Below are 12,417 nucleotides of genomic sequence, written 5' to 3' on the forward strand. Positions count from 1 at the left end.
TCGGTAGCTTCGAAACTGCTTAGCAGCCCCGGCACGCTTCTAAGAGCAAGGAAAGAATCGCCATGCGTATTGCAATGATCGGCACCGGCTATGTCGGCCTGGTTTCTGGTGCCTGCTTCTCGGAATTCGGCGTCAACGTCGTTTGCGTCGATAAGGACGCGGAGAAGATCGAGCGGCTGAAGCAGAATATCATGCCGATCTACGAGCCCGGCCTGGACAAGCTGGTCGAGAGCAATGTCCGCGCCGGCCGGCTGTCCTTCACCACCGACCTGGCCGAGGCGGTGGCGGGGGCGGATGCGGTGTTCATCGCCGTGGGCACGCCTTCGCGCCGCGGCGACGGGCATGCCGACCTGTCCTATGTCTATGCCGCCGCGCGCGAGATCGCCCAGTCGCTGGAGGGCTACACGGTGGTCGTGACCAAGTCGACCGTGCCGGTGGGGACGGGCCGCGAGGTCGAGCGGATCATCCGCGAAGCCCGCCCCGATGCCGAATTCGACGTGGTCTCGAACCCGGAATTCCTGCGCGAGGGTTCGGCCATCAACGACTTCATGCGGCCCGACCGCGTGGTCATCGGCACCGAGGTCGAGCGGGCCCGCGAGGTGATGCGCCAGCTCTACCGGGTGCTTTACCTGATCGAGACGCCCATCGTCTTCACCAGCCTGGAGACGTCGGAGCTGATCAAATATGCCGCCAACACTTTCCTGGCGGCCAAGATCACCTTCATCAACGAGATTGCCGATTTGTGCGAGCAGGTGGGTGCGGATGTCCACGACGTGGCGCGCGGCATCGGCCTGGACGGGCGCATCGGCAAGAAGTTCCTGCATCCCGGCCCGGGCTATGGCGGGTCCTGCTTCCCCAAGGACACGTTGGCCCTGGTGCGCACGGCGCGCGACAAGAACTCGCCCCTGCGCATCATTGAGACGGTGGTCGACATCAACGAGCAGCGCAAGAAGCGCATGGCCGACAAGATCGTCGCCGCCTGCGGCGGCAGCGTGGCGGGCAAGACGGTGGCGGTGCTGGGCCTGACCTTCAAGCCCAATACCGACGACATGCGCGATTCCCCCTCGCTCGACATCATCCCGGCCTTGCAGAAGCAGGGGGCCCTGGTCCGCGTCTTCGATCCCGAAGGCATGAACGAGGCGCGCAAGCTGCTGAGCGACATCGTTTATTGCGATAATGCCTACGACACCATGGACGGCGCCGACGCGCTCGCCATATTGACCGAGTGGAACGAGTTCCGCGCCCTCGACCTGACCCGCGTGAAGAGCCTGCTCAAGCGCCCGATCATGGTCGACCTGCGCAACATCTACAATCCCGCCGACATGGCCGAAGCGGGCTTCACCTATCGCTGCGTCGGACGTCCCGGCGTCAACTGATCCCTACCGGCGGGGCCTTGGCGGCCCCACCGCTCCATCCGGAAAGACCATGGCGACAGAACCATCCATCAAAGTCATCATCCGGGAATCCACTCCTTTCGAAGGCCAGAAACCGGGCACTTCGGGCCTGCGTAAGAAGGTCAAGGTCTTCCAGCAGCCCCATTACCTCGAGAATTTCGTGCAGTCGATCTTCGACACCCAGGAAGGGTTCGAGGGTCAGACGCTGGTCCTGGGCGGCGATGGCCGCTTCTATAACCGCGAGGCCGTGCAGGTCATCCTGAAGATGGCCGCCGCCAATGGTTTTGGACGGGTGATGGTGGGGCGGGGTGGCATCCTGTCCACCCCAGCGGCGTCCTGCGTCATCCGCAAATACGGTGCCTTCGGCGGCATCATCCTCTCGGCCAGCCACAATCCCGGCGGCCCGGACGAGGATTTCGGCATCAAGTACAATACCGCGGCCGGCGGCCCGGCACCGGAAAAGGTGACGGAAGCCATCCATGCCCGCACGCGCCAGATCACTAGCTACCGCATCCTCGACTGTCCCGATGTCGATCTCGACCAGATCGGCGAGACCGCTTTGGGGGGCATGGTGGTGCAGGTCATCGACCCGGTGGAGGATTACGCCGAGTTGATGGAAAGCCTGTTCGATTTCGACGCCATCCGCACCTTGTTCCACGACGGCTTCCGCATCTGCTTCGACGCGATGCATGCGGTGACCGGCCCCTATGCCTGCGAGATCCTGGAAAAGCGCCTGGGCGCGGTGCCGGGTTCGGTGATCAACGGCAAGCCTCTGCCCGATTTCGGCCAGGGGCATCCCGACCCCAATCTGGTCCATGCCCATGATCTGGTGGCGGTGATGAACGGTCCCGCCGCGCCCGATATGGGGGCGGCCTCGGATGGGGATGGCGACCGTAACATGATCCTGGGCCGGAATTTCTATGTCACCCCCAGCGACAGCCTAGCGGTGCTGGCGGCCAACGCTCATCTGGCGCCGGGCTATGCCGAGGGGTTGAAGGGGATCGCGCGGTCCATGCCGACCAGCCAAGCGCCCGACCGCGTGGCGGAGGCCCTGGGGATTCCCTGCTGGGAAACCCCGACCGGCTGGAAGTTCTTCGGCAATCTCCTCGATGCCGGCAAGGCCACGCTATGTGGCGAGGAAAGCTTCGGCACCGGCTCGGACCATGTACGCGAGAAGGACGGCCTGTGGGCCGTGCTGATGTGGCTGAACGTGGTCGCGGCGCGGGGCGAGGCGATCGACGAGATCGTGCGCGGCCATTGGCGCCAATATGGCCGCAACTACTATTCCCGCCACGATTACGAAGGCCTGGATACCGAAGCCGCCGAAGGGGTGATGGAGCATCTGCGCAACCTGGCCCTGAAGGGACGCCGTATCGGCAGCTTCGAAGTTGCCTTCAATGACGACTTCAGCTACACCGACCCGGTGGATGGGGCGGTCAGCAAGAAGCAGGGGATCCGAGTCGTCTTCACCGATGGCTCGCGCATCGTCTATCGCCTGTCGGGCACCGGCACGGCGGGGGCGACCTTGCGGATCTATATGGAACGCTACGAACCCGATCCCGAGAAGCACGACCAGGACAACCAGGACGCCCTGGCCGAACTGATCGCCATTGCCAAGGATCTGGCCGAAATTTCCCGTCGCACCGGCCGCGACACGCCGACCGTCATCACTTGAAGCCGGAAAGGGAAGAGGATGGGCCGCATGAGCCAGAGCCACCGCTTTCACCCCACCATCCTGCGCGCATACGATATTCGCGGCATCGTCGGTGAGACGCTTTCGGCGGCGGATGCGCGGGCCATCGGCCGCGCCTTCGGCACCATGCTGGCGCAGAAGGGCGGGCGCGTCGTCTGCGTCGGCTATGACGGGCGCCTCTCATCGCCGGAACTGGAGGCGGCTTTGGTCGAGGGGCTGGTGGTGACGGGCATGCAGGTCCGCCGCATCGGTCTCGGGCCGACGCCGATGCTCTATTACGCCGCCAAGGTCAGCGGGGCCGATGGCGGCATCATGGTCACCGGCTCGCACAATCCGCCGAACCATAACGGCTTCAAGATGGTGATGGGCGGCAAGCCTTTCTTCGGCGCCGATATCCGCCGTCTGGGCGAGATCGCCGCCGGCGGCGACTTCGCCGAGGGCAAGGGCGAGGCTGTCGAGGAATCCGTCGCCGAGCGCTATGTCGAGCGGCTGGTCCAGGATTATCGCGGCAAGCGCGACCTGAAGGTGGTCTGGGATGCGGGCAACGGGGCGGCGGGGGCCGTCCTGAAGCAGCTGACCGACCGTCTGCCGGGCCGCCATACCCTGCTATTCGCCGATGTGGATGGGACTTTCCCGAACCATCACCCCGATCCGACCGAGCCCAAGAATCTGGTCAAGTTGCAGGATACGGTGCTGTTCGAGCAGGCCGATATGGGCATCGCCTTCGACGGCGACGGCGACCGCATCGGCGTGGTGGACGGCCAGGGACGCATCCTCTGGGGCGACCAGTTGATGGTTCTGCTGGCCGAGGAAGTGCTGGCCGACCAGCCGGGGGCCACCATCATCGCCGACATCAAGGCCAGCCAGACCCTGTTCGACGAGATTGAACGGATGGGCGGCACGCCGCTGATGTGGAAGACCGGCCATTCCCTGATCAAGAGCAAGATGGCCGAAACCGGATCGCCGCTGGCCGGCGAGATGAGCGGCCACATCTTCTTCGCCGACCGCTATTACGGCTATGACGACGCGCTTTATGCCGCCATACGCATGATGAACGTGGTGGCTTCGTCGGAATATGAGAGCCTGGCCCACCGCCATGACCGTTTGCCGCACCCGGTGAACACCCCTGAGTTGCGTTTCGATTGCCCCGAAGACCGGAAATTCGCGGTGATCGAGGAGGTCAAGGCGCGGCTGAAGGAGCAGGGGGCCGATATGGTTGATATCGACGGCGTGCGGGTGCGCCGTCCCGAAGGCTGGTGGCTGCTTCGGGCCTCCAATACGCAGGCGGTGCTGGTCGCCCGTTGCGAGGCCAAGACTGCCCAGGGGCTGAAGACCATGACGGCCTTGCTGGAGGAACAACTGGCGGCAAGCGGCATCGCGTTCCAGGCCGCTTGAGCAAACCCTTCCCAACAGGCTTCCATCCCTGCTAAATGGTCACTGGGCGAGTTGCCCCGTGGGGAAGGAATGCGTGTACTCCTGGTTGAAGACAATCCGGCCGACGCCCATCTGGTGAAGGTCTGGTTGGGCGAGGAAGGCTCCGATGCCTTCAGTCTCAGCCTGGCTGAGAACTTGGGCGAGGGGTGCCGTCTGGCGGGGGAAGGGGATTTCGATGTCGTTCTGCTCGATCTGACCTTGCCGGACGGGCGTGGCCTCGATTGCCTGTCGGCGGTCCTGGCCGTGGCGCCTGCCGTGCCGGTGGTGGCGCTGACCGGTTCCGACGACGACAGCCTTGCCCTGGAGATGCTGCGCCACGGTGCCCAGGATTACCTGATCAAGAGCCTGACCAATGGCAGCCTGCTTGCCCGCACCCTGCGCCATGCCTGCGAACGCAAGCGTCTGCTGGAAGAAAACAGGCGCTTGGCCGCTTTTCCCCGCGAACATCCCCATCCCATCCTGGCCGCCGCGGCGGACGGGCAGGTGATCTATCGGAATTCGGCGGCAGAGGGTTTGAGCCGCCAGCTTGGGCTGGGGGATGTGGCGCGGCTGTTGCCGCCCGGCCACCTTTCCCTCGTCACGGCCTGCCTGTCGGAACAGCGCACGCAGAGGGATGTGATCGTCGAACTGGATGAATGTGTCCTGAGCTGGACCTATCATCCCAGTACCGACGGCGTGGTTCATCTTTATGCCAATGATATCACCGAACGCAGCCGGGCCGAACAGGCCCTGCGCGAGGAGCGGGATTTCGTCAGTGCCGTGGTGAGAACCACGGGGGCCGTGGTGGCGGTGAGCGATCCGGAAGGGCGCATCGTTCATTTCAATCCCATGGCCGAGCAACTTTCTGGCTACAGCGCGCCGGAAATCGTCGGCAAACCCTTCCTGGACATCATCATCCCGCCGGAACAGCGGGAGGGGCTGGCCCGTGAAATGCGGCGCCTGCTCAAGGGGGGCTTGGGCGGGACCTATGAGAACGACTGGATCCACCGTGACGGCTCGCGGCGGCGCATCCGCTGGTCCAATACCGTCCTGAACCATCAGGACGGCTCGGTGCGCTTCATGATCCATACCGGCATCGACATCACCGAGCGGATGAAGGCGATCGAGGATCTGCGTGCCAGCGAGGAGCGCTATCGCCATCTGGCCGAGCAACTGGACGGGGCCCGGGCAAGGCTGGCCGAGGCCCAGCGCATCGCCAAGCTGGGCAATTGGGAATGGGACATCGAAAGCGGAACCTTGTGGTGGTCGGACGAGGTCTTCCGCCTTACCGGCTTCGCCCCTGGTTCCACGCCCGATTACGAAACCATGCTGACAGTCATCCCCGAGGAAGACCATCCGGGGGTGGAATCCGCCCTGCTGCGGACCTTGAACGGGCAGGAGCCCTTTCGCTGCGAGCACCGCCTCAGGCATCCCGATGGAAGGGAATTGTGGATCCTGGAACAGGGCGAATTGGTGCCGGAACAGGAGGGGTGCGGCAAGCGGATGCGGGGCACGGTCCAGGACATCACTTCCCGCAAGCTGGCCGAACAGGCCCTGCAGCAGGCCCATGACGAATTGGAACGGCGGGTGCAGGAACGGACCCGCGAACTGGAACGGGAAGTCGCGCAACGCAAGCGCGCGGAAGAGATCCTGCGGCAGAGCGAACAGAGCATCCGCCTGATCACCGATGCCATGCCGGCCCTGATCAGCTACTGCGACAGCGAGCATCGTTTCCGCTTCGCCAACAAGCGCCACGAGGAATGGCTCAACCTTTCCCCTGCGTCGCTGATCGGGCGGACGATCCTGGACGTGTTCGGAGAAGGCGTCTTCGAATGCATGGAAGGAAAATTGAAGGAGGTCCTGGCAGGGCGGGAGGTGGATTCCGAGGACACGATCCGCTTTGCCGACGGCTCCAGCCGCCATATACACGTCGTCTTCCTTCCTCATTTCGGCGAGGATGGCGCTGTGAAAGGCTATTTCAGCCTGATCCAGGACATTATCGCCCGTAAAACCGCCGAGGAAGCCTTGCGCCGGTCCGAGGAGAAATACCGGGCCCTGACCAATGACGCGCCCGATGCCATCATCCTGGTCGACGAGGAATTCCGCGTGCGGGAAGGGAACCGTAAGGCGAAGGAAGTGCTGGGCTATGAATGCGAGGCGTTGAACGGTATGAACGTCGCCGGCCTCTACCAGCCCGGTCCGGCGCGGGAGCGCGGATGCGCCGCCTTCGAGCAGGCCCTGCGGCAGGGCAGTGCGCTGGTTGGCGACATCCAGATGTGCCGCAAGGACGGCAGTCTCTTTCCCGCCGATATTTCCGCGTCCCTGGTCACCCTTGGCGAACGCCAGATCGTGCAGGCCATCATCAAGGATATCTCGGCCCACAAGCAGGCCAAGGAGCAACTGCGCCAGGCGAAGGAGGCAGCAGAGCTGGCCGATCGCGCAAAGTCTGAATTCCTGGCCAATATGAGCCATGAATTGCGCACGCCGCTCAATGCCATCATCGGTTTCTCGGACATCCTGCGTTCGGAGATGATGGGGCCGCTGGGGGTGCCTGCCTATCGCGGATATGCTCAGGACATCCACGATTCCGGCCGCCACCTGCTCGAGGTGATCAACGAGATCCTCGACATGTCCAAGGTGGAATCCGGCCATCTGGAACTACATCCCGAACCGGTGGATCTGGCGCCGCTGGTGCGGGCTTCCTTGCGGCTGGTGGGGGAGCGGGCGCAGACTGCGCGCATCTTCCTGGGCGAGACCCTGCCTCCGAACCTGCCCTCCGTGATGGTGGACGAGCGCCGTTTCAAGCAGGTCCTGCTCAACCTGCTTTCCAACGCGGTGAAATTCACTCCGCCCGGCGGGTCGGTGCAGATTTCTGCCGAACGCTGCGCCGATGGCGGGCTGATCGTGGCCGTCACGGATACCGGCATCGGCATGAGCACGCAGGACCTGGTCAAGGCCCTGGCACCGTTCGGCCAGGTGGACAGCGCCTTGTCGCGCCGCTATGACGGCACCGGGCTGGGGCTGCCGCTGACCAAATCCTTCATCGAATTGCATGGCGGGGAGTTGACGTTGAGCAGCGCGCTCGGCCAGGGGACCCGTGCCGAAGTGTATCTGCCGCCGCATCTCGTGCTCGACACTCTGCCGCTCAAGGCCTGAGGGAAAAGTGGCTGGAACGCCTTTGTTCGTCTTCGGCACCTTGATGGACGGCGATGTCCAGGAAGTGGTCCTGGGGGCGCATCTGCCGACCCATGCCATGGAACCGGCGGTAATCCAGGGCTTCCGCCGGGTCTTCGTCGCCGGCCGCACCTATCCGATGCTGCTGCCCCATAGCTCGGGCTGGGTGCAGGGCGTGCTGATCCATGACCTCGGCCAGGCCGCCTTCCACCGCCTGCAAGCCTATGAAGGCTGGGAATACCGGCTGGAGCCGGTGCGCGTGACGACCTTGCACGGCCATGCCCTGCGGGCCGTCGTCTTCATGTCCCAGACAGGCATCAAGCCCAGCCGCCGAAGCTGGAGCCTGCCCTTGTGGCGCCTGCGCCACAAGCGTAACTTCCTGCGCAAGGCCGCCCATTTCATGGATCATTACCCGACCCAGGCGGCCCTCAGGCGCCTGCGCCGCAGCATCTGAAGGGTAGAGGGCGGCGGCGGGCACCGCCCTGCGAAGACGGTTACTCCGCCTTCTCCACCGCCGCTTCTGTTCCTTCCGGCGCTTCTTCCTTCTCCGTCAGCGCCGCTTCGTCCCAGACCACTTCATAGAGGGGCACCTTCTCGGCGAAGCCTTTCAGCTCGTATTCGCCGCGCGGGCGGATGGCCGCGCCTTTGCCGCCCGAGGCAAGCTCGCGCACCACGTTGGTGCAGAAGATTTCCTCGGAACCGGCCTGGGCGCAGACGCGGGAAGCCATCTGCACGGTGCTGCCGAACAGGTCGTTGTCTTCCTTGATGGGCTCGCCCGCATTGATGCCGATGCGCAGATGCAGCGGCTGGGTCGGCGATTTCTCGTTATGCTCGGCCACGGCCTTCTGGATGGCGACGGCGGCGGTGACGGCATTGGTGACCGAGGCGAAGGAGGCCATGATGCCGTCGCCGGTATGCTTGATCTCCCTGCCGCCATTGTCCTGCAAGGCAGCGCGCACGATCGCGTTGTGGCGCCGGATCAGGTCCTGCGCCACGGCATCGCCGTGAAGCTGGGTGAGATAGGTGGAATCCACCATGTCGGTGAACATGATGGCGATGATGCTCTTGCCGCCTTGCTGGTTCGTGGCGGAAGGCTTGTTCCAGGCCTCCATCACGGCGGGCAGTTCCCGCCAGGGGTCGCTACCGTCCTCCAGCAGGCTGGCCATGGCGTCGCGGCCTGCCTGGATCATGTGGACATAGCGCGGTTCCAGCAGATAGCTCTCGTATTTCTCGCAGAAGGAGCGGCTGAGGCTGGGCTTGGTGCCGGTGATCTCCATGATCTCGGCAAGCAGGGCCATTTGCCAGGAGGTCTCCAACTGGTGGCGTTCGGCGGCCATTTCCGCCGCGCCGCCCAGGATCAGGTTGAGACCGAATTTGTTGAAGGCGTCCAGTTGCGGGCGCTCGGCCTTGATCGCCGTCAGCGCCCCGCTCAGGAATCGGGTCAGGTCGAGGCGGCAGAGTTCGAGTTCTGGCGGTTCGGCGGCCTTCTTTTCCTTCTCCTCGGCGGCTTTTTTCTTCTTTTCCTCCGCTTTCGGAGCCGGTGTGGGCTCCGAGGCTTTTTCCTCGGCCTTGGGTTCGGGCTTGGTTTCGGCCTGGGCCTTGTCTTCCGGCTTTTTGTCTTCCGCGGGCGGTTCCGCTTTCTGCTGCTTGGCCGCCGCCTCCATGGCTTCGTCATAGGGCAGGGCGTAATCGCCCTGGCTGGCGGATTTAGGACGCTCCTTCGTCATCGGGTCGGGGCGGCGGGCGCCCTCCGCCGGAGGCGGGGCGAAGGCGGATGATGCCGCGCCGTTGGAAGACGCGGGCTGGGCATCGTCGGTCAGCAGCAGAGCCCAGTTCAGCAAGCGCATGGCAAGCGGCAGGGCGGCGACCAGGAAGACGGCGAGAAAGACGCCCACCTGGATGGTTGTTTGCAGATCGGCGCTCAGCCTGACGCCCGAGGCCACCATCTGCCCCAATGCGGTGCGGACGATGATGGCGGCGAAGGCGGCGACGACCAGACTTGCCAGCAGGATGCCGACCAGCCGCGCCACATTCTCGATGGCGCTCTTGCTTTCCCGCAGGAAGAAGGGACGGGGCTGCTCGTTCTCGAGCTTGCTCAGGGCGCCGGGGGAGAATTGTTCGAAGCCCGGCACTTCAGGGCTGGCCGGTTCCAGCCCCTGGAAACGCCCGTCGCGCTGCTTGTTGACCTTCTGGCTGTAGGAGGACGGGCCGCTGCCGAAGCCGAAGGGGTCGCGTCCCGCCAGTTTCGGGCTGAGATAGACGGTTTTTTCGTCGGTGCGGTTGTCGCGGGGAAAGTAGGTCTCGCGGACCACCTTGACCGGCAGGTCCAGGCTGTGTTCCAGCACCTTGGCCTCTTGCATGGCCGTCTCACGCTGTTCGCGCGGGAAGCGGGCATGCAGCATCCAGCGCTGATTCTCAGCGATATAGACTTCGAAATAAGTGATCGAAACGCTGCCGCTCACGTTATCCACCGCTTGTGGGCGCAGCGAGGCTGCGCCATGCCTTAAGAGCTGTCGACTAATCCGAAAGAGAATCTAGCGTATTAGGTTAAAGAAGTGTTGGGCAGGCACAAAAAAACCGCACTGCACAAGGCAGGCGGTGCGAGGGACGCCCGAAAGACCGGTAAGGCGCATCGAACAGGGCCGATGCGCCTTACGGAAAGCCTTACGACGACTTCAAGCCGAAGCTGGCGAAGCGCTTGTTGAACTTGGCGACCTGGCCGCCGGTGTCCATCAGGCGCTGCACGCCGGTCCAAGCCGGATGCGACTTGGGATCGATGTCCAGGCGCAGGGTGTCGCCGGGCGAACCCCAGGTGGTGCGAGTCTTGAACTCGGTGCCGTCCGTCATGACCACGTTGACTTCGTGGTATTCGGGATGAATGTCCTTCTTCATGGTCCTGCTGCTCCCAAATCCGAAGCGGGCCTTATAGCGGATCATCGCCGGGGGTGCAAGTCCGCAGACACGGAATAGCCGGACAATATGGGGGCGGGCTTGTTGCCGGGCCTTTCCCAAGATATGGTTCGGGCCAAAACCCCGCCTGGAGAGAGCGAGATATGAGTCTGGACGAAAGCAGTTTCCACACGATCGCCGATCATTTCCTGTCGGAAATCGCCGACCGCATCGAAGACGCCCTGGGCGACGACCTGGATGTGGAGCTGCAAGGCGGCATCCTGACGATCGAACTGGAGGACGGCCGGCAGTTCATCGTCAACAAGCATGCTCCCAACCGGCAGGTCTGGCTGTCTTCGCCGGTTTCGGGCGCCTGGCATTTCGGCTACCAGGACGGCCGCTGGATCGCGACCAAGGATGCTTCGGTCGAATTGCGCGAATTGCTGGGCCAGGAACTGGGCACCGACCTGTCCGAGGGGTGATGCCCTGAAAAAAAGACCGGGGCGGAATGTCCTGGTCGCAGGTTGCTGGCAAAACCGGTTCCGCCTGTCCTCATCCGTCGCCCCCGCGAAAGCGGGGGCCCATGGAGGTGTGAGCCGCCGGAGATGGATGAGGGGGCTCCATGGACTCCCGCTTTCGCGGGAGTGACGGGGAAAATGGATTTGTCCGCAGTTTGAGACCGGAGCCGAATGCTCCGGTCTTTTTTCATCTGACGCAGGCCGGATTACCGCTGGTCGAGACGCAGCTCGATACGCCGGTTGCGGGCCAGGGCGGCGGGCGTGTTGCCGGTATCGATGGGGTGATATTCCCCGAAGCCGGCGGCGGCCAGACGGTCGGCCGGGACGCCCTGGTCGATCAGATGCTTGACCACGGCAAGCGCGCGGGCGGTGGAGAGTTCCCAGTTGGACTCGTAGCGGCCGCTACGGATCGGCAGGCGGTCGGTGTGGCCGTCCACGCGCAGGACCCAGTTCACGTCCGTCGGGATCTCGCGCGCGATGGTCTTCAGCGTCTCGGCGAGCTGCGTGACTTCCTGGCGGCCCGCATTCCCCAGATCGGCCGAGGCCGAGTCGAACAGAAGTTCAGACTGGAAGACGAAACGGTCGCCTTCGATGCGGATGCCGGGCTTGTTGCCCAGAACCTGGCGCAGGCGGCCGAAGAATTCCGAACGATAGCGCGCCAGTTCCTCGACCTTGCTGGCCAGCGCTTGGTTCAGGCGGCTGCCCAGATTGGCGATCTCGATCCTTTGCTCGGCGGCCAGGGCTTCCGAGGCATCCAGGGCGGCGGCAAGGCGGGCGATTTCCTGGCGCAGGGTTTCGAGCTGTTGGTTGAGCAGGGCGGCATGAGCGCGGGCTTCGTCGCTGAGGCGCCGCTCCTCGGCCAGTTGCCCTTCGCTTTCGCCCAGCTTCGCGCCCATCTCGGCGATCTGGCGTTCCAGTTCGATGCGCAGGGCTTCCAGCGCCTCGACGTCATGCTTGAGCAGCGCGATTTCGCGCATCTGCACATCCACCGTCTCGGCGGCGGCCTCGGCTTCCGACAGGCGCAGGGCGAGGCGCTCGCGTTCGGCGACCGAGCTTTGCAATTCGCTGGAAAGCTGGGCGACGTTCAGGCGCAGATCGGCATTGGCCTGGCGTTCCAGCGACAGCAATTCTGACAATTCGTTCATCTGCCGCGACAGGCGGCTCAGGGCCTCGTCACGCCCGGACAGGGCTTGGCCCATGAAGAACTGGGCCAGGGCGAAGATCATCAGAAGGAAGATGATGACCATCAGCAACGTCGCCAACGCGTCGACGAAGCCGGGCCAGATGTCGGTGGTGCGGCGTGCGCGGCGGCCGATGGAGGCCATGATCCTCTAAC

Annotated in this window: 9 protein-coding genes; 6 read left to right on the top strand and 3 right to left on the bottom strand. The window is 64.1% G+C overall.

Going from position 1 to position 12,417, the window contains the following annotated elements:
* Positions 1-62: 62 nt before the first annotated feature.
* The 5 genes from EPD66_RS09685 (at position 63) to EPD66_RS09705 (ending at position 8,128) form a co-directional block, all read left to right on the top strand.
* On the top strand, positions 63-1,376 hold the full coding sequence (locus tag EPD66_RS09685; protein WP_142848297.1) for a UDP-glucose/GDP-mannose dehydrogenase family protein: 1,314 nt from the start codon (positions 63-65) through the stop codon (positions 1,374-1,376).
* Between the two features lie 49 nt (positions 1,377-1,425).
* The gene (locus EPD66_RS09690) at positions 1,426-3,069 is read left to right on the top strand and encodes an alpha-D-glucose phosphate-specific phosphoglucomutase (RefSeq protein WP_142848298.1); all 1,644 of its coding nucleotides are present in this window, start codon (positions 1,426-1,428) and stop codon (positions 3,067-3,069) included.
* A 27-nt stretch (positions 3,070-3,096) separates the two neighbouring features.
* The gene (gene pgmG / locus EPD66_RS09695) at positions 3,097-4,482 is read left to right on the top strand and encodes a phosphoglucomutase/phosphomannomutase PgmG (protein ID WP_142848299.1); all 1,386 of its coding nucleotides are present in this window, start codon (positions 3,097-3,099) and stop codon (positions 4,480-4,482) included.
* Between the two features lie 69 nt (positions 4,483-4,551).
* Positions 4,552-7,656: a PAS domain S-box protein gene (locus EPD66_RS09700; RefSeq protein WP_142848300.1), complete on the top strand. Its 3,105-nt coding sequence runs from the start codon at positions 4,552-4,554 to the stop codon at positions 7,654-7,656.
* 7 nt (positions 7,657-7,663) lie between these two features.
* On the top strand, positions 7,664-8,128 hold the full coding sequence (locus EPD66_RS09705) for a gamma-glutamylcyclotransferase family protein (protein WP_255448437.1): 465 nt from the start codon (positions 7,664-7,666) through the stop codon (positions 8,126-8,128).
* A 40-nt stretch (positions 8,129-8,168) separates the two neighbouring features.
* Here EPD66_RS09705 and EPD66_RS09710 read toward each other — a convergent pair whose 3' ends face one another.
* Together EPD66_RS09710 and rpmE are read right to left on the bottom strand one after the other, a co-directional pair.
* A complete protein-coding gene (locus tag EPD66_RS09710; protein ID WP_142848301.1) occupies positions 8,169-10,136 on the bottom strand; it encodes an adenylate/guanylate cyclase domain-containing protein in 1,968 nt (655 codons plus the stop codon).
* A gap of 202 nt (positions 10,137-10,338) precedes the next feature.
* The gene (gene rpmE, locus EPD66_RS09715; RefSeq protein WP_142848302.1) at positions 10,339-10,566 is read right to left on the bottom strand and encodes a 50S ribosomal protein L31; all 228 of its coding nucleotides are present in this window, start codon (positions 10,564-10,566) and stop codon (positions 10,339-10,341) included.
* A 161-nt stretch (positions 10,567-10,727) separates the two neighbouring features.
* Between rpmE and cyaY the strand changes: the two genes are divergently transcribed.
* Complete coding sequence (gene cyaY / locus EPD66_RS09720) at positions 10,728-11,045, top strand: iron donor protein CyaY (RefSeq protein WP_142848303.1); 318 nt, start codon at positions 10,728-10,730, stop codon at positions 11,043-11,045.
* A gap of 242 nt (positions 11,046-11,287) precedes the next feature.
* Here the strand turns inward: cyaY and EPD66_RS09725 are convergent, their stop codons facing one another.
* Positions 11,288-12,406 carry a peptidoglycan -binding protein gene (locus tag EPD66_RS09725; RefSeq protein ID WP_142848304.1) on the bottom strand — a complete coding sequence of 373 codons (1,119 nt, stop codon included), beginning with the start codon at positions 12,404-12,406 and terminating at the stop codon, positions 11,288-11,290.
* Positions 12,407-12,417: the final 11 nt, after the last annotated feature.

Source organism: Telmatospirillum sp. J64-1 (assembly GCF_006980715.1).
GTDB classification, from domain to species: Bacteria; Pseudomonadota; Alphaproteobacteria; order Rhodospirillales; family Magnetospirillaceae; genus Oleiliquidispirillum; species Oleiliquidispirillum nitrogeniifigens.